General features: G+C 65.0%; 17 protein-coding genes. 7 read left to right on the top strand and 10 right to left on the bottom strand.

Going from position 1 to position 16,147, the window contains the following annotated elements:
- Nucleotides 1-92 precede the first annotated feature (92 nt).
- The 9 genes from C9I57_RS16715 to C9I57_RS16675 form a co-directional block, all read right to left on the bottom strand.
- The gene (locus C9I57_RS16715) at nt 93-677 is read right to left on the bottom strand and encodes a TIGR00730 family Rossman fold protein (protein ID WP_107151788.1); all 585 of its coding nucleotides are present in this window, start codon (nt 675-677) and stop codon (nt 93-95) included.
- The gene (locus C9I57_RS16710; protein WP_107151787.1) at nt 674-1,402 is read right to left on the bottom strand and encodes a TetR/AcrR family transcriptional regulator; all 729 of its coding nucleotides are present in this window, start codon (nt 1,400-1,402) and stop codon (nt 674-676) included. Before C9I57_RS16710 ends, C9I57_RS16715 begins: the two co-directional genes overlap by 4 nt.
- A gap of 159 nt (nt 1,403-1,561) precedes the next feature.
- Nucleotides 1,562-2,143, bottom strand: coding sequence for a diacylglycerol kinase (locus tag C9I57_RS16705; RefSeq protein ID WP_107151786.1), 582 nt, complete (start codon nt 2,141-2,143; stop codon nt 1,562-1,564).
- On the bottom strand, nt 2,140-3,177 hold the full coding sequence (locus C9I57_RS16700) for a glycosyltransferase family 4 protein (RefSeq protein ID WP_107151785.1): 1,038 nt from the start codon (nt 3,175-3,177) through the stop codon (nt 2,140-2,142). The genes C9I57_RS16705 and C9I57_RS16700 overlap by 4 nt, the downstream gene beginning before the upstream one ends.
- Before the next feature lie 75 nt (nt 3,178-3,252).
- Complete coding sequence (locus C9I57_RS16695) at nt 3,253-4,194, bottom strand: UDP-2,3-diacylglucosamine diphosphatase (RefSeq protein ID WP_107152043.1); 942 nt, start codon at nt 4,192-4,194, stop codon at nt 3,253-3,255.
- A gap of 132 nt (nt 4,195-4,326) precedes the next feature.
- Nucleotides 4,327-4,905, bottom strand: coding sequence for an RDD family protein (locus tag C9I57_RS16690; RefSeq protein WP_258187682.1), 579 nt, complete (start codon nt 4,903-4,905; stop codon nt 4,327-4,329).
- An 11-nt stretch (nt 4,906-4,916) separates the two neighbouring features.
- Nucleotides 4,917-5,687, bottom strand: coding sequence for a DUF3106 domain-containing protein (locus tag C9I57_RS16685; RefSeq protein WP_107151784.1), 771 nt, complete (start codon nt 5,685-5,687; stop codon nt 4,917-4,919).
- Nucleotides 5,688-5,708: 21 nt separating this feature from the next.
- The gene (locus tag C9I57_RS16680; RefSeq protein WP_107151783.1) at nt 5,709-6,143 is read right to left on the bottom strand and encodes a DUF3619 family protein; all 435 of its coding nucleotides are present in this window, start codon (nt 6,141-6,143) and stop codon (nt 5,709-5,711) included.
- Nucleotides 6,140-6,703 (bottom strand): RNA polymerase sigma factor, encoded by a 564-nt coding sequence (locus C9I57_RS16675; protein ID WP_107151782.1) that lies wholly within the window; start codon nt 6,701-6,703, stop codon nt 6,140-6,142. Before C9I57_RS16675 ends, C9I57_RS16680 begins: the two co-directional genes overlap by 4 nt.
- Nucleotides 6,704-7,107: 404 nt before the next feature.
- Here C9I57_RS16675 and C9I57_RS16670 point away from each other — a divergent pair, with 404 nt between their 5' ends.
- The 6 genes from C9I57_RS16670 to C9I57_RS16645 all read left to right on the top strand — a co-directional run bounded on the left by C9I57_RS16670 (nt 7,108) and on the right by C9I57_RS16645 (nt 13,971).
- Complete coding sequence (locus tag C9I57_RS16670; RefSeq protein WP_107152041.1) at nt 7,108-8,871, top strand: acetolactate synthase 3 catalytic subunit; 1,764 nt, start codon at nt 7,108-7,110, stop codon at nt 8,869-8,871.
- Between the two features lie 13 nt (nt 8,872-8,884).
- Nucleotides 8,885-9,376, top strand: a complete 492-nt coding sequence (gene ilvN / locus C9I57_RS16665; RefSeq protein WP_018442931.1) for an acetolactate synthase small subunit — start codon at nt 8,885-8,887, stop codon at nt 9,374-9,376.
- Between the two features lie 93 nt (nt 9,377-9,469).
- Nucleotides 9,470-10,486 carry a ketol-acid reductoisomerase gene (gene ilvC, locus C9I57_RS16660; protein WP_107151781.1) on the top strand — a complete coding sequence of 339 codons (1,017 nt, stop codon included), beginning with the start codon at nt 9,470-9,472 and terminating at the stop codon, nt 10,484-10,486.
- A 108-nt stretch (nt 10,487-10,594) separates the two neighbouring features.
- A complete protein-coding gene (locus C9I57_RS16655) occupies nt 10,595-11,233 on the top strand; it encodes a phosphatidylserine decarboxylase (protein WP_107151780.1) in 639 nt (212 codons plus the stop codon).
- A gap of 21 nt (nt 11,234-11,254) precedes the next feature.
- Nucleotides 11,255-12,145, top strand: coding sequence for a CDP-diacylglycerol--serine O-phosphatidyltransferase (pssA, locus tag C9I57_RS16650; RefSeq protein ID WP_107151779.1), 891 nt, complete (start codon nt 11,255-11,257; stop codon nt 12,143-12,145).
- A 284-nt stretch (nt 12,146-12,429) separates the two neighbouring features.
- Entirely contained in the window at nt 12,430-13,971 is a 1,542-nt protein-coding gene (locus tag C9I57_RS16645; RefSeq protein WP_107151778.1) for a 2-isopropylmalate synthase, read from the top strand.
- A 96-nt stretch (nt 13,972-14,067) separates the two neighbouring features.
- On the opposite strand, the gene C9I57_RS16640 is transcribed toward C9I57_RS16645, so the two are convergent.
- Nucleotides 14,068-14,583, bottom strand: coding sequence for a hypothetical protein (locus tag C9I57_RS16640; RefSeq protein ID WP_018442926.1), 516 nt, complete (start codon nt 14,581-14,583; stop codon nt 14,068-14,070).
- Nucleotides 14,584-14,763: 180 nt separating this feature from the next.
- On the opposite strand from C9I57_RS16640, the gene C9I57_RS16635 reads away from it, so the two are divergent.
- Complete coding sequence (locus C9I57_RS16635; RefSeq protein ID WP_107152040.1) at nt 14,764-16,092, top strand: branched-chain amino acid ABC transporter substrate-binding protein; 1,329 nt, start codon at nt 14,764-14,766, stop codon at nt 16,090-16,092.
- Nucleotides 16,093-16,147: the final 55 nt, after the last annotated feature.

Genomic DNA, 16,147 nt, shown 5'->3' with positions numbered 1-16,147 from the left:
CAGTGCGCGCCGGGCCGCCCCAAGCGCACTGACCGCCCCCGCGGGGGGCAGCGAACGAAGTGAGCGTGGGGGGCGTTCATTAGGCGGCTCGCTTAAACAGCCTCGCGCTCGGTGGCCCATTTATCGGGACCGGGCGGGCGATAGCGGCGCAGCTTGTCGACGAGCGCCGCGGGTTGCGAATCGATTTGCAGGATGTCGACGTATCGCTGTTGCATGAAGCCTTCGCGGACCGTATGCCGCAGCAGGCCGACGAGCGGCGCGTAGTAGCCGTCGACATCGAAGAGGCCGATCGGTTTCGCGTGATACCCGAGCTGAGCCCACGTATAGACCTCGAATAGCTCCTCGAACGTGCCGGCACCGCCCGGCAGCGCAACGAACGCGTCGGCGAGGTCGGCCATCATTTTCTTGCGCTGGTGCATGTCCGGCACGACGTGCAATTCGGTGAGCCCGCGATGTCCCACTTCCTTATCGATGAGGAGCTTCGGAATGACGCCGATCGCACGCCCCCCCGCCGCGAGCACCTCGTCGGCGACGACGCCCATCAATCCGACGCGCCCGCCGCCGTAGACGAGCGTGCAGCCCGCCTCGACGAGCGCACGGCCGAAGCCGCGCGCCGCTTCGGCATAGGCGGGTTTGGCGCCGAGCGAAGAGCCACAGTAGACGCAGATCGACTTCATGGTTGCGCGCCCTTGACGGCCGTCTTCACGGCGGAGTCGCGTGGCGGCAGATAGTCGTGGAATTCCCGCAAGGGGCGCCGGCCGGAGACGAGATCGTCGAAAAGCTGCCGCGAGCGGCCGCGCAGATACGGCGCCATGACCGAGATGACGTGGACGCTCACCTGATGCAGCTCGGCGCGGATCGCCTCCTGCTCGTTGTACTTGCGCGGATGCATGACGAACTGGTACGAGAGCCAGTAGGTGGCGATGACGCCCATGTTCGTCGAGATGACCTGGATCTCGTCGGGTGTCGCGACCATCTCGTCGTCGGCGACGAGCAATTCGCACATTTCGCGCGCAAAGCGCACCTTGTGACTGATGATCTGCTTGAAATGCGTCTCGAGCGTGCGGTTGCGCGCGAGCAGGTCGTTGAGGTCGCGATAGAGAAAGCGGTACTGCCACATGAAATCGGCCATGTACTGCAGATATGACCAGGTTTCGTCGATGGTCGGACGATGGTCTTCCGGGAACCGCAGCCGCTTTTCGATCGCCTGCTCGAATTGAGCAAATATGCTGTTGATGATGTCGTCTTTATTACGGAAATGGTAATAAAGATTGCCGGGGCTGATCTCCATTTCCTCGGCGATGGTCGTGGTCGTGACGTTCGGCTCGCCGATTTCGTTGAAGAGCTTCAACGACAGTTCGAGGATCCGTTCACGGGTGCGGCGGGGAGTTTTGGCTTCCATGTCGTCCGGCCCTGAAGTGTATTCACGCTGGGCCAAATACGACGGAACGCGCGGCACTTTCGAGACGCTGCGTCGTGTCAGCCCGGCGTGGTTGGTCTGTCTCGGAGTTCTGGGCCGATTATAAACCGGTCGTTCTCTTCTTCGACCGGCCTAGGGTTTTCATGGAGAAGCGACAAGCCGCCCGATCCATGCAAGCAGGAGCGGGCCGGCGATGAGGACCCACGTGAGCAGGCATGCGCCGAGCGCGACCGTCACGGCTGCGCTGCCGAGATCCTTCGCGCGCCGGGAAAGCTCGTGGCGCTCGAGCGAAATGCGGTCGATGGCCGCTTCGACGCTCGAGTTGAGCAGCTCGACGATCAGCACGAGCAGCACGGAGCCGATCAGGAGGACGTGGGAGACGGCATCGACCGGAACGAGCGCGCCGCCCGGCACGAGGATCGCGGCGAGCGTGAGCTCCTGGCGAAACGCGCTCTCCTCGCGGATGGCCACGCGGAATCCATTGACCGAGTTCTTGAGCGCATGCCAGGCGCGCGTGAACCCGCGATTGCCCTTGTAGGGGTTGAAGGGCGGCGGGGCCAGCGGATCGTCGGGCGAGAGCGGCTCCGGCCGCTCCACGTGATCATCGCGCGCGTGCGGCTCGTCGGGCGCGAGATCGACGTGGCGCTCGCGCGCGGCGGGCGGTTCAAGGGGCGGGGGCGACTCGACCCGTTCGTCACGGGCGAGCGATTCATCGCGCCTCATGCCGCGGCGTTCTCGTTCTCTTCGCGCCACGGGGCGCGCGAAAGGGGTTTCAAATGCGCGGCGAACTGCTCGGACGCGGCGCCCCAGGAGAACCGCTCGGCCCAGGCACGCGCATGCGCGCGCTCGATTTTCAGCGCGTCGAGGCAAGCTTCGCGCAAGTCTTCGTTCATCGCGCCGGCTCCACCGTCGCCGAGCACGTCGATGGGGCCCGTCACCGGGTAGGCCGCGACGGGCGTGCCGCAGGCGAGCGCCTCGAGCAGCACGAGCCCGAAGGTGTCGGTGCGGCTCGGAAAGACGAAGACGTCGGCGGCTGCATAGACTTTCGCGAGCTCGGCCTGCGTCAGCACGCCGAGGTAGTTGGCCTCGGGGTAGCGGGACTTCAGCTCGGCGAGGGCCGGGCCTTCGCCGGCCACCCATTTGGACCCGGGCAGATCGAGCTTGAGGAAAGCCTCGACGTTCTTCTCGATCGCGACACGGCCGACATAAAGGAAGATCGGCCGCGCCGTGTTGAGCACTTTCGATTCCATCGGATGGAAGATGTCGAGATCGACTCCGCGCGACCAAAGCACGACATTCGTAAAGCCGTACTGCTCGAGATCGGCTTTCACGACGGGCGTCGGCGCCATGACGGCGAGCGAGGGCCGGTGGAACCAGCGCAGGAACCGATAGGAGACGGCGGCGGGCAGCGCGAAGCGGGCCTCGATGTACTCGGGAAAGCGCGTGTGATAGGCCGTCGTGAACGGCAACCCGTGCCGGATCGCGTAGCGGCGCGCGGCGAGCCCGAGCGGCCCCTCCGTCGCGATATGGAGCGCGTCGGGGCCGAACTCGTCGATCCGCCGGTTCAGCCGCATGCGCGGAAAGAGCGACAGGCGGATCTCGGGGTAGGTCGGACACGGCACGGTGCGAAACTCGAGCGGGGTGAGCAGCTCGACGCGATGCCCGAGCGCCGTGAGTTCGCGCGTGGTGTTCTTGAGCGTCCGGACGACGCCGTTGACTTGAGGTTCCCACGCGTCGGTGACGATCATGATCTTCATGCGAAGCCCTATGCGGTGAAGGGGGAGCGTGAGGAGCGGGGCGGCGGACGTCGCGACCGTGAGCGCCCTGTCATTTTAGGCGGTTGCCTTCGCCTTGCGCGAGCTGACTTCCGGCGAGCGCATCACGGTCCAATAGACCACCTGCAGCTCGCCCTCGAGCGTTTCGACGAGCGCGGACAGGCTTTCGACCCAATCGCCGTCGTTGCAATAGGTGAGCCCGTCGACCTCGCGGATCTCGGCCTTGTGGATGTGGCCGCAGACGACGCCGTCGCAGCCGCGGCGGCGCGCCTCGTCGATCATGACCTGCTCGAACGACGAGATGAAGTTCACCGCGTTCTTGACCTGGTGTTTCAGATATTGCGAGAGCGACCAGTACTGGAACCCGAAGCGGCTGCGAATGCGGTTGAACCAGCGGTTGAGCACGAGGATCGCCGTGTAGGCGGTGTCGCCGAGATAGGCGAGCCACTTCGCATGCTGAATCACGCCGTCGAAGAGATCGCCGTGGACGATCCAGAGGCGCTTGCCGGCCAACGTCGTATGGAACGCTTCGCCGCGCACGTGAATGTCGCCGAACGCAAGATCGCAGAACTGCCGCGCCGCTTCGTCGTGATTGCCGGGAATGTAGACGACCTGCGTGCCCTTGCGCGCCTTGCGCAGGATTTTCTGCACGACGTCGTTGTGCGCCTGCGGCCAGTACCAGCCCTTCTTGAGCTGCCAGCCGTCGATGATGTCGCCGACGAGGTAGAGATACTCGGACTCGTTGTGGCGCAGGAAATCGAGCAGGTAATTGGCCTGACAGCCGCTCGAGCCGAGGTGGATGTCGGAGAGCCAGATCGTGCGGTAACGGTGTGGATCGGGCACGCTGTCGTCGTGGTGGCTGCTGCTCGAAGCCGGCTGCCGACCCCCTGCATCCTCGATCGTCGACGCGCCGCCGGGCGTGGCGGGGTGGAACGGAACGGCGTCGACCGAAGCGCCGATCTGCCGTAGGAGGGAAGTCGCGGACGTCGCACGGTCCATGGCTTCTCGCGTCGAGTTGTACATGTGTGCATTGCGCCACGCGCCTGTGACTGCCACATGACAGTCACGAGAAGTTCTTATTACGCGGCGGGGATTCGACGCGCGGCCCGCGAGCGGGTCGCGACGCGCGCGTCAGGATGGCGACGTGCCGGCGGCGGCCTGCCGACGCGCTTCGGCCATGACGATGCGCGTGCCGGCGAGGCGATCGTGGGGAAACTGTCGTGCGCCGTCGAGCCGCGCCGAGGCGGCCCAGAGCACGAACCAGACGGCCGCCGCGCCGAGCGTGTAGGGCAGCGAAAGACCGAGGAGCGGGTGCAGCGCGAGCGGCGGCAAAAACCAGAGCCAGGCCAGCAGATAGCGAACGACGGCGCGGGCGGGCCGCACGGGGGAGCCATGGCGGCCGACGAGGCGCAGCCGCCAGGTTTTCATCGGCAGCGTCTGACCGCCGTGCGTCCAGCACCAGACGAAGTAAGCGCCGACGACGAGCGCGATCCACGCCGCGAGCAGGTCGCGATGGACGAGCCCGTTGCGCTGCTGCGTGAGCGTGCCGAACAGATAGCCGGCGAAAAAGACGATGCCGAAGAGAATCACCGCCTCGTAGACGAGCGCGGCGAGACGCCGGCGCACACTCGGGGGCGGCAACGGCGGCGCACGCTTTGCCACGCCGGCATTGCCGAGCTCGCTCGTGTCCGATTCGTCCGATGCCGACATCGCGCGAGCCCTCAGGCGCCTTTGAAAATGCCCGATTGGTCCTCGGACGGCGAGAGCGGCGCATTGTTGGCCGGCGCCGAGCTGGCCGGGGCCGTCGGGACCGACGGCGGCGGTGCGGCGATGGGCGCCGACGCGCTCGTCGCGGACGCGACGCTACTGCCCGGGCCCGGCCGCGGCTCCACGAGTCGATTGAGCCCGCGGATCTCGCTTTTCGCGCCCGACGGGGGCGCGCTGACGACGGTCGGCCGCCGCTTGCGCTCGCTTGCCGCCAAGCGGGCCTTTTGCTCGGGCGAGAGTTGCTGATAGGCCGTCCATGCCTTTTGGCGTGCCTGCGGCGGCAGCGCTTTCGAGAGCTGGTAGTTTTCGCGCGCGACGCGCCGCTGCTCGGGCGTCATGCGCACCCACTCCGCCATCTGTTCGTGCAGCCTTTTTTGCCGTTCGGGCGACATCTTCGCGAAACCGGACGCGATCTTGATCCATTTTCGCTTGCGTTCGTCGCTGAACTTGTCCCATACCGCCGCGAACGGCGCGAGCGCCGCGTGTTGCGCGGGCGTCAGATGGGCCCATGAAAGCGGATTGTGGTCGGTGACGAGCGGCGGAAACTCGAGCGCGAGTGGAGCGCCGGGCGACGACGCCGACGCGACGGCGGGCGCGCTGGCGCCCGCGGCCGCATGCGCGGCGGCCGGCGGCGGGGCGAAAAACCGGTGGTAGGTGGCGGCGAACGCGACCGCCGAGGCGATCGCGCACGCGAACACGACGGCCAGGCCGCGCTTGTAGCTCACGCAGGACTCCTCCGCATGCGTTCAGCGCGCACGCGAGAGATACGCGTTGAACCCGTGATCGAGATACGCGTTGAGCGGAAGCTCGTCGTTGAGCATGGCTGCGTCGATGTCGGCAAGCTCTGCCGAGCGTTGCAGGTTTTCCCAGTAGGCGATCGCGGCGACGCCGACGACGAGCGCAATGACGGGCCACGCGCGCAGCATGCGGACGAACGGCGACACGCGCCGTTCGCGCGGCGCGGACCGCGGACTCATGCTCTGCGCCGCCCCCGCATGCGCGAGCACCGGCACGAATGCGGGCGCGGCGAGCGCTTCGGGTTTCTTGCGCGCGAGCGCGACACGCCGCGCGGCCGCGAGTTTATCGACCGTCGAGGCGGGCAAGCTGGCCGCGTTTTCGTCGAGCGCGCGACAGATGTTGTGCGCGAACTCGCGTTCTTTGATTTCGGGAGCGGGGCTCATAGCGTGATTCCTTTGGCCTTGAGCGCAACCGCCAGCGTATGCGTGGCTCTCGAGCAGTGCGTCTTGACACTGCCTTCGGAGCAGCCCATCGCGGCGGCAGTCTCGGCGACATCCATATCTTCCCAGTAACGCATGAGAAACGCCTCCCGTTGACGCGCCGGTAATTTTTGGATCTCTTCGTCGATGAGCGCAAGCACCTGATGGCGCTCGAGCGTTTGCTCGGAGCTTTCCGATCCGCCCGAGCTTTCCTGTCCTTCGATCGTTTCGAGCAGGTCGAATTCCTCGTCTTCGCCGCTGCCGAACGACGAGAAGAGGCTCACCCAGGTGTTGCGCACCTTCTGCCGACGAAAAAAGTCGTGCGTCGCATTCTGGAGAATACGCTGAAAGAGGAGCGGAAGCTCGGCGAGCGGCCGGTCGCCATACCGTTCGGCGAGCCGGATCATCGCGTCCTGCACGATGTCGAGGGCGGCATCGTCGTCGCGCACGGCGTAGACGGTCTGCTTGAACGCACGCCTTTCGACGCTCGTCAGGAAATCGGCGAGTTCCTTGTCTGATGCCATCCGAGGGAGGCCGCGCCTCATTTTTGGGCGCGCGCCGTAATCGATTGAAAAATATCCGTAAAACTGGCGGATGCTAGCAAATTTTTCGAGATGACGGGGTGCGAACAGGGGGGCGCGGCGGCTTCGGGCAGCGTTTTTTCGAATCCTTGTGGTGCAAACGCCACCGGCGGGCCTGCGCGGTATCGGCTATCGGCGCCGCACGCTCTTCCGGCACCGCAGCAAATTTTGCTTGACCGGCAGGGCCGTACCCGTTAACGTTTCCGGTTCGCAACATAAGTGATTGTCTTCTTTGAGGCGTGCCCAAGAGGCCCGCCTGTCAAACTGGACGCGCCGCTTGAACCCGAGCCACAAGCCCGGCAGAGAGCACCCGATCAATTTTTTGCCGAAAATTCGAAAGGTGAATGATGAATATGCCCAGCGCGGAATTCTCCACGTCGGATACCACCCCCCCTCATGAAGCTCCCTCGATCGGCGCGACCGTGCTCATGCGCGCGCTGGCCGACGAAGGCGTCGAGGTGCTCTGGGGCTATCCCGGCGGCGCAGTGCTCTACATCTACGACGAACTCTACAAGCAGGATAAAGTGCAGCACGTGCTCGTGCGCCACGAGCAGGCGGCGGTGCACGCGGCGGACGGCTACGCGCGCTCGACGGGCAAGGTGGGCGTGTGCCTCGTGACGTCGGGCCCCGGCGTGACGAACGCGGTGACGGGTATCGCCACGGCCTACATGGATTCGATTCCGCTCGTCATCATCAGCGGTCAGGTGCCGACGGCCGCGATCGGCCAGGATGCGTTCCAGGAGTGCGATACGGTCGGCATCACGCGCCCGTGCGTCAAGCACAACTTTCTCGTGAAGGACGTGCGCGACCTCGCGGCGACGGTCAAGAAGGCCTTTTACATCGCGCGCACGGGCCGCCCGGGGCCGGTGCTCATCGACATCCCGAAGGACGTGTCGAAAACGCCGTGCGAGTACGAGCCCGTGAAGAGCGTGTCGCTGCGCTCGTACAACCCGGTGACGAAAGGGCACTCGGGCCAGATCCGCAAGGCCGTCTCGCTGCTGCTCGGCGCGAAGCGCCCCTACATCTACACGGGCGGCGGCATCGTTCTCGCCGACGCCGCGCGTGAGCTCAATCAGTTCGCCGACCTGCTCGGCTATCCCGTCACGAACACGCTGATGGGGCTGGGCGGCTACCGCGCGAGCGACAAGAAGTTCCTCGGCATGCTCGGCATGCACGGCACGTATGAAGCCAACATGGCGATGCAGCACTGCGACGTGCTGATCGCGATCGGCGCCCGCTTCGACGACCGCGTGATCGGCGATCCGCAGCATTTCTCGTCGCGTCCGCGCAAGATCATCCATATCGATATCGATCCGTCGTCGATCAGCAAGCGAGTGAAGGTCGACATTCCGATCGTCGGCGACGTGAAAGAGGTGCTCAAGGAGCTCATCGAGCAGCTGCAGCACGCCGAGCACGGACCCGACGCCGCGGCGCTCGCCGAATGGTGGAAAGAGATCGGGAGCTGGCGCGCGAAGGACTGCCTCAAGTACGACCGGACGAGCCCGATCATCAAGCCGCAGTACGTCGTCGAGAAGCTCTGGGAGCTCACGGACGGCAGCGCCTACGTATGCTCCGACGTCGGTCAGCACCAGATGTGGGCGGCGCAGTTCTACCGCTTCGACAAGCCGCGCCGCTGGATCAACTCGGGCGGGCTCGGCACGATGGGCTTCGGGCTACCCGCGGCGATGGGCGTGAAGATGGCGCATCCCGAGTCCGACGTGGCCTGCATCACGGGCGAAGGCTCGATCCAGATGTGCATCCAGGAGCTGTCGACCTGCAAGCAGTACGACACGCCGATCAAGATCATCTCGCTCAACAACCGCTATCTCGGCATGGTTCGCCAGTGGCAGCAGATCGAGTACAGCAAGCGCTATTCGCATTCGTATATGGATGCGCTGCCGGATTTCGTGAAGCTGGCCGAGGCGTACGGCCATATCGGCATCCGCGTCGAAAAGACGGCGGATGTCGAGCCCGCGTTGAAGGAGGCGCTGCGGCTCAAGGATCGCACCGTGTTTCTCGATTTTCAGACCGATCCGACCGAAAACGTCTGGCCGATGGTTCAAGCCGGCAAGGGCATCACCGAGATGCTGCTCGGTGCGGAAGATCTCTGACGGGAAACACAACATGAGACATATCATCTCCGTCCTGCTGGAAAACGAACCCGGTGCGCTTTCGCGCGTGGTCGGCCTTTTTTCGGCTCGCGGCTACAACATCGAAACCTTGACGGTGGCGCCGACCGAAGACCAATCGCTTTCGCGCCTGACCATCGTCTCCATTGGCTCGGACGACGTGATCGAACAGATCACGAAGCACTTGAACCGCCTGATCGAGGTGGTCAAAGTGGTCGACTTGACCGAAGGCGCCCACATCGAGCGCGAGCTGATGCTGATCAAGGTAAGAGCGGTCGGCAAGGAACGCGAAGAGATGAAGCGGATGGCGGACATCTTCCGCGGCCGCATCATCGACGTAACCGAGAAGACCTACACGATCGAGCTGACGGGGGCGAGCGACAAGCTCGACGCCTTCATCGAAGGGCTCGACAGTACGGTGATTCTCGAGACGGTCCGCACGGGCAGCTCGGGCATTGGCCGTGGCGAGCGCATCCTGAAGGTCTGAGGCGGCGTCAATGCTTTTTGGCGCCTCGCTCGTCGGGTACGGGTGTGGCGCGTTATCCGAATTTCACTGAATCGATCAAGCGAAGGAATCAACATGAAAGTTTTCTACGATAAAGACGCGGACCTCTCCCTCATCAAGGGCAAGGATGTCACGATCATCGGCTACGGCTCGCAAGGCCATGCCCACGCGCTGAACCTCAAGGAGAGCGGCGTGCGCGTGACGGTCGGTCTGCGCCGTGGCGGGGCATCGTGGAAGAAGGCCGAGCAGGCCGGGCTCGCGGTCAAGGAAGTCGCGGAAGCCGTGAAGGGCGCCGACGTCGTCATGATGCTGCTGCCCGACGAGCAGATCGCCGAGGTCTACAAGAGCGAAGTGCACTCGAACATCAAGGAAGGCGCGGCGCTCGCGTTCGCGCACGGCTTCAACGTCCACTACGGCCAGGTCATTCCTCGCGCCGATCTCGACGTGATCATGATCGCGCCCAAGGCGCCGGGTCACACCGTGCGCAACACGTACCAGAACGGCGGCGGCGTGCCGCACCTGATCGCCGTTGCGCAGGACAAGTCGGGCGCGGCGCGCGACATCGCGCTCTCGTACGCGGCGGCGAACGGCGGCGGCCGTGCCGGCGTGATCGAGACGAACTTCCGCGAAGAGACCGAAACGGACCTCTTCGGCGAGCAGGCGGTCCTTTGCGGCGGCACGGTCGAGCTCATCAAGGCGGGTTTCGAGACGCTCGTCGAAGCCGGCTATGCTCCCGAGATGGCGTATTTCGAATGCCTGCACGAGCTCAAGCTCATCGTCGACCTCATCTACGAAGGCGGCATCGCGAACATGAACTACTCGATCTCGAACAACGCTGAGTACGGCGAGTACGTGACGGGGCCGCGCATCGTCAATGAAGAGACGAAGAAGGTCATGAAGGAAGTCCTGAAGGACATCCAGACGGGCGAGTACGCGAAGAGCTTCATCATCGAGAACCGCGCCGGCGCGCCGGTGCTGCAATCGCGCCGCCGCATCACGGCCGAGCACCAGATCGAAACGGTCGGCGCGAAGCTGCGCGCGATGATGCCGTGGATCGCGAAGAACAAGCTCGTCGACCAGTCGAAGAACTAAGCGTAAGCGCGCCCGATTCATCGGCATGTTCGAGAAAGCCGTCCCGCGCGTCGAGCGCCGGACGGCTTTTGCTATCCTACGGTTTTACAAAAAGACCCATACTGTTTTATGAATTACCCTCATCCGATCATCGCGCGCGAAGGGTGGCCCTTCATTGCGATTGCCGCCGTCGCCGCGCTGTTGATCCATGCGGTCGCGGGGTTCGGCGTGGCCTGGATTTTCTGGCTGCTGCTCATTTTTGTAGTGCAATTTTTCCGCGATCCGGCGCGTCCGATCCCGACCGAGCCGGGCGCGGTGCTTTGCCCGGCCGATGGCCGTATCGTTGCGGTGGAGACGACGCTCGATCCTTACGTCGGCCGCGAGGCGCTCAAAATCAGCGTGTTCATGAATGTGTTCAACGTTCATTCGCAGCGTTCGCCCGTCGACGGCGCCGTGACCAAAGTCGAGTATTTTCCGGGCGCGTACCTCAATGCGTCGATCGACAAGGCGTCGCTCGAAAACGAGCGCAACGCGATCGTCATTCAGACGGGGAGCGGACATACGGTGACATCGGTGCAGATCGCCGGGCTCATCGCGCGGCGCATTCTCTGCTACGTGAGGGAAGGGGAGCCGCTCGCGCGCGGTCAGCGCTACGGCTTCATTCGCTTCGGTTCGCGCGTCGACGTCTATCTGCCTGTCGGCAGTCGCGCCAAGGTCTCGATCGGCGAGAAGGTGTTCGCCTCGTCGACGATTCTCGCCGAGCTCTGACGCGGCGCGAGGAGGAGTTCGATGGCCGCATTGAAACCGCGCCGCCCGCGCATCGGCAAATCGCCGCTGCCGCGAGCGTTCAGGCGCAACAAGATGTTCGCCGACGCGGCGTCGCCGTCGTCGGTGAGCGCGCCGGCCGAAAACCGGCGTTTCGCGCGTCAGCAATTCCTGCGCAGGCGCGGCATTTACCTGCTGCCGAACGCGTTCACGACGGCTGCGCTCTTTTGCGGCTTCTTCGCCGTCGTGCAGGCGATGAACGTGCGCTTCGAGATCGCGGCCATCGCGATCTTCGTCGCGATGGTGCTCGACGGCATGGACGGCCGCGTCGCCCGCATGACGCATACGCAAAGCGCGTTCGGCGAACAATTCGACAGCCTTTCCGACATGGTCTCGTTCGGCGTCGCGCCGGCGCTCGTCATGTACGAATGGGTGCTGAAGGACCTCGGGCGCTGGGGCTGGCTCGCGGCGTTCGTCTACTGTTCGGGCGCGGCGCTGCGGCTCGCCCGCTTCAACACCAACATCGGTGTCGTCGACAAGCGCTTCTTCCAGGGGCTGCCGAGCCCGGCCGCGGCCGCGCTGATCGCGGGCTTCGTCTGGCTCGCCACCGACAACCGCGTGCCGCTCAAGCTCGTCTGGCTGCCCTGGGTGGCGTTCGCGCTGACCGTCTACGCGGGCGTCACGATGGTATCGAACGCGCCGTTTTACAGCGGCAAGGCGCTCGACGTCAGGCATCGCGTGCCGTTCGCGGCAATATTGCTCGTCGTCGTTGCGTTCGTGCTCGTATCCTCCGATCCGCCGTTGATGCTGTTCGGCCTCTTCGTGCTTTACGGCCTGTCGGGCTATGCGTTCTGGGGGTATCTGGCGCTGCGCCGGCGCGACAACCCGGCCCGCTCGGTGCCGCACGACCGCTGATTCCGGGGGGCGCCGAGCCGGGCGCCCCCAGCCGGTCGATTGCACGTTTTCGCGAATGCCGCTATAGTCGGCGACATGTCGAAATTTGCGTTCCCCCTCCTATCCCTTCTCGCCGGTGCGCCGCTACTACGCGGTCTAGCACTAGCGTCGGCGCGTCTCGCGCGCTGACCGTTCTCGCCCCCGTCTGCCTTCGTTCGTTGTTCGGCGTCGCCAGCGGTGGCGCGAACACCCGAATTCCGTTGTGACTTTCCGACTTCCGATTGCATATCGTCCAGGAGACCCAGATGGCAGACAAGCTGATAATTTTCGACACGACGTTGCGTGACGGCGAGCAGTCGCCGGGTGCTTCGATGACGAAAGAAGAGAAGATCCGCATCGCGCGGCAGCTCGAGCGGATGAAGGTCGACGTCATCGAGGCAGGCTTCGCGGCGAGCTCGAACGGCGATTTCGACGCCATCAACGCCATCGCGTCGCTCGTGAAAGAGAGCACCGTCTGCTCGCTCGCGCGCGCGAACGACAAGGACATTCAGCGGGCCGCCGACGCGCTGAAGCCGGCCGAGCGCTTCCGCATCCATACCTTCATCGCGACGTCGCCGCTGCATATGGAAAAGAAGCTGCGCATGACGCCCGATCAGGTCTACGAGCAGGCCCGGCTCGCCGTGCGCTTCGCGCGCAAGTTCACCGACGACGTCGAGTTCTCGCCGGAGGACGGCAGCCGCTCGGACATGGACTTCCTCTGCCGAGTGCTCGAGGCCGTCATCGACGAAGGCGCGACGACGATCAACATCGCCGACACGGTCGGCTACGGCGTGCCCGAGCTTTACGGCAATCTCGTGAAGACACTGCGCGAGCGGATTCCGAATGCGGGCAAGGCCGTCTTCTCCGTGCATTGCCACAACGATCTCGGGATGGCCGTCGCGAACTCGCTCGCGGGCGTCCAACTCGGCGGTGCGCGCCAGGTCGAGTGCACGATCAACGGCCTCGGCGAGCGCGCGGGCAATACGGCGCTCGAGGAAATCGTCATGGCCGTGAAGACGCGCAAGGACTATTTCGGTCTCGAGCTCGGCATCGATACGACGCAGATCGTGCCGGCGTCCAAGCTCGTCTCGCAGATCACCGGTTTCGTCGTGCAGCCGAACAAGGCGGTCGTCGGCGCAAACGCGTTCGCTCACGCATCGGGTATCCATCAGGACGGCGTGCTGAAGGCGCGCGATACGTACGAGATCATGCGCGCCGAGGACGTGGGCTGGTCGGCAAACAAGATCGTGCTCGGCAAGCTGTCGGGCCGCAACGCCTTCAAGCAGCGCTTGCAGGAGCTCAACGTCAGGCTCGAGAGCGAAGCTGACCTCAACACAGCGTTCGCGCGCTTCAAGGAGCTCGCCGATCGCAAGGCCGAGATCTACGACGAGGACATCATGGCGATCGTCGGCGAAGAATCGGCCGAGGCGGCCGAGCGCGAGCATTTCAAGTTCGTCTCGCTTTCGCAGCATTCGGAGACGGGCGAGCGGCCGCACGCGCGCATCGTGATGTCGTCCGAGGGGCAGGAGGTCACGACCGAGTCCGATGGGAACGGACCTGTCGATGCGACGCTCAATGCCATCGAGGCGCACGCGAAGAGCGGCTCAGAGATGCTCCTCTATTCGGTCAACGCCATCACGACGGGCACGCAGGCGCAAGGGGAAGTGACGGTGCGTCTCTCGAAGAACGGGCGCATCGTCAACGGCGTCGGCACGGATCTCGACATCGTCGCGGCGTCGGCGAAGGCCTATATCGCCGCCCTCAACAAGCTTTACGCCGGTGGCGAGAAGCTGAATCCGCAGATCTGACCGGGAACGGAACGGCGCCCGGTCCGAGCCGGCCCGGCGCCTGCCTCCCCGAGTAGGACGCGCGTAGCGCCGGGGACGAGGCAGCCGGGGCGCACCCTACATCATTCCGAAGTGGTCGCGTTCCGGCTCGTGCAAGGGATCGGGCGTCTTTTGCGTGAGCCGCAGCACGCCCTGCTGGTCGAAATAAAAGTTGTAGAGCAGGTACCAGACGTTGTCTTCCTGGTACCGGTACGACCAGACCTCGCGCTTCATCAGCGGAAAATACGACGTTTCGACGGGGCGGCCGAAGTTGATGAGCACGTCCTTCTTCGTCCACGTGCCGATCTGCGCTTTATAGAACTCGTTGGCCGACAGCACCTGACGCACCGTCAGGACTTTGCCCGAAGCGTCGATGTCCGCGGCCGTCGTCACTTCGCCCATCGGTTGCGTCGGCCACATGAGACGCTTGCCGCCCGTCGGCAGGTCATAGACTTCGCGCGGCGGGCCGAGGCGCGCGACGAGCGTCGATTCCGCTTCTCCCGGCGTAAATTGCTGCCAAGGCTGCGCGCAGCCGGCCGTCACGAGCACGGCTGCCGCTGCCGCCACTGCTGATAGACGCTTGCCCATCGACATAAGAAAACTCCTCTGTTCGTCCCCGGCGTTTTATCACGAGCCCCATTATTTTGACAGGCAACGCCCCCAAAAGATCGAGGACGTCCCCCGCGAGCCGCCCGCCGCTTGCAGCAGACCGCTTCGACGGCCTATGATCCGCGCTTTCGATCGATTGCATCGCGGGTAAGGAAGGACATCAACATGATTGCCGGAAGATGGGCTTGGATCGCCGTCGCCGCCGTCTCGACGGCGTTCTGCCTCGCGCGGGCCGCCGCGGCGGACCAGCGGGCCGAGCCGGTGCGTCTCGCATTGATCGAAGGTATGTCGGGACCGTTCGCCGATGCCGGCGCGGCCGTCGAGCGCAACCTGCGCTTCGGCGTCGAGCGCGTGAACGCGCGCGGCGGAGTCGAGCTTGCCGACGGACGTCATCCGCTCGAGCTCGTCGTACTTGACAGTCATGGCAGCGTCGACGAGGCGCTCGTGCAGCAGCGCGCGGCCGCCGACCGCCGTATTCCGTTCGTGCTGCAAGGGAACAGCTCGGCCGTCGCCGCGGCCCTCATGGCGGCCATCGACAAGCACAACGCGCGCGAGCCCGGCGATCGCCAGCTTTTCCTCAATTACTCGGCCGACGACCCGGCATTGACGGGCTCGGGGTGCAGCTTCTGGCATTTCCGCTTCGACGCGCATGCCGGCATGCGAATGAGCGCGCTTGCGGCCGTGATCGAGCGCGATCGGTCGGTGAAGAAAGTCTATCTGCTCAATCAGGACTATAGCTTCGGACGCGATGTGAGCGCGCTTGCGCGCGAGGCGCTTGCGGCCCGCCGCCCCGACATCGCCATCGTCGGGGACGAGTTCCACCCGATCGGGCGCGTGAAGGACTTCGCGCCCTATATCGCCAAGATCCGGGCGAGCGGCGCCGATGCGGTCGTGACCGGCAACTGGGGGAACGACTTGACCTTGCTCGTCAAGGCGGCGCGCGAGCAGGGCTTCAACGGCAAGTTCTATACGTTCTATGGCAACAGTCTCGGCGCGCCCGCCGCGCTCGGCGACGCGGGCGTCGGCCGCGTGCTTGCCGTGGCGGACTGGCACCCGAACGCGGGCGTCGCGCCGATGCCGGGACAGGCCAGCGGCGCCCGGCAGCCCGATGCCGAGGCGGCCGCTGCCTCGAACGCCTATTACGCCGCGTTTCGCGCGCGCTTTCCGGCCGCGCGCGACGACTATCCGGTGCTGCGCATGGAGATTCTCGTGGAAATGCTCGCCGACGCGATCACCCGCGCCCATACGACGGAAGCGGCGGCTGTCGCCAAAGCGCTCGAAGGGATGCGCTACGACAACGGATTCCAGCGGGTCGAGATGCGGGCCGACGATCACCAGATGATCCAGCCCCTTTACGTGATCGAGATGGAGCGGGCCGGAGCCCCGGCTGTGCGGTTCGACAACGAAGGCTCCGGCTACGGCTTTCGCACGGTCCTCGCGCTGTCGCCGGAAGCGCCGGCCCAACCGGGCGCCTGCCGGATGAAGCGGCCATGAATGAGTGGCCGGCCGGCGCGCCTGTGCTACAATGGTCGCTTCGTCGTAACCCACG

This window comes from Trinickia symbiotica (assembly GCF_003028655.1).
Classification (GTDB): domain Bacteria; phylum Pseudomonadota; class Gammaproteobacteria; order Burkholderiales; family Burkholderiaceae; genus Trinickia; species Trinickia symbiotica_A.
The sequence above is the reverse complement of the archived record's forward strand: the minus strand, read 5'-3'. Positions and strand labels throughout refer to the sequence as shown.

Excerpts from the sequence above, each read along its gene's own strand:
- ilvC (WP_107151781.1), top strand. The coding sequence starts at position 9,470 with ATGAAAGTTTTCTACGATAAAGACGCGGACCTCTCCCTCATCAAGGGC.
- C9I57_RS16695 (WP_107152043.1), bottom strand. The coding sequence starts at position 4,194 with ATGGACCGTGCGACGTCCGCGACTTCCCTCCTACGGCAGATCGGCGCT.
- C9I57_RS16690 (WP_258187682.1), bottom strand. The coding sequence starts at position 4,905 with ATGTCGGCATCGGACGAATCGGACACGAGCGAGCTCGGCAATGCCGGC.
- C9I57_RS16715 (WP_107151788.1), bottom strand. The coding sequence starts at position 677 with ATGAAGTCGATCTGCGTCTACTGTGGCTCTTCGCTCGGCGCCAAACCC.
- ilvN (WP_018442931.1), top strand. The coding sequence starts at position 8,885 with ATGAGACATATCATCTCCGTCCTGCTGGAAAACGAACCCGGTGCGCTT.
- C9I57_RS16645 (WP_107151778.1), top strand. The coding sequence starts at position 12,430 with ATGGCAGACAAGCTGATAATTTTCGACACGACGTTGCGTGACGGCGAG.
- C9I57_RS16635 (WP_107152040.1), top strand. The coding sequence starts at position 14,764 with ATGATTGCCGGAAGATGGGCTTGGATCGCCGTCGCCGCCGTCTCGACG.
- C9I57_RS16700 (WP_107151785.1), bottom strand. The coding sequence starts at position 3,177 with ATGAAGATCATGATCGTCACCGACGCGTGGGAACCTCAAGTCAACGGC.
- C9I57_RS16655 (WP_107151780.1), top strand. The coding sequence starts at position 10,595 with ATGAATTACCCTCATCCGATCATCGCGCGCGAAGGGTGGCCCTTCATT.
- C9I57_RS16675 (WP_107151782.1), bottom strand. The coding sequence starts at position 6,703 with ATGGCATCAGACAAGGAACTCGCCGATTTCCTGACGAGCGTCGAAAGG.
- C9I57_RS16640 (WP_018442926.1), bottom strand. The coding sequence starts at position 14,583 with ATGTCGATGGGCAAGCGTCTATCAGCAGTGGCGGCAGCGGCAGCCGTG.
- pssA (WP_107151779.1), top strand. The coding sequence starts at position 11,255 with ATGGCCGCATTGAAACCGCGCCGCCCGCGCATCGGCAAATCGCCGCTG.
- C9I57_RS16705 (WP_107151786.1), bottom strand. The coding sequence starts at position 2,143 with ATGAGGCGCGATGAATCGCTCGCCCGTGACGAACGGGTCGAGTCGCCC.
- C9I57_RS16710 (WP_107151787.1), bottom strand. The coding sequence starts at position 1,402 with ATGGAAGCCAAAACTCCCCGCCGCACCCGTGAACGGATCCTCGAACTG.
- C9I57_RS16680 (WP_107151783.1), bottom strand. The coding sequence starts at position 6,143 with ATGAGCCCCGCTCCCGAAATCAAAGAACGCGAGTTCGCGCACAACATC.
- C9I57_RS16670 (WP_107152041.1), top strand. The coding sequence starts at position 7,108 with ATGAATATGCCCAGCGCGGAATTCTCCACGTCGGATACCACCCCCCCT.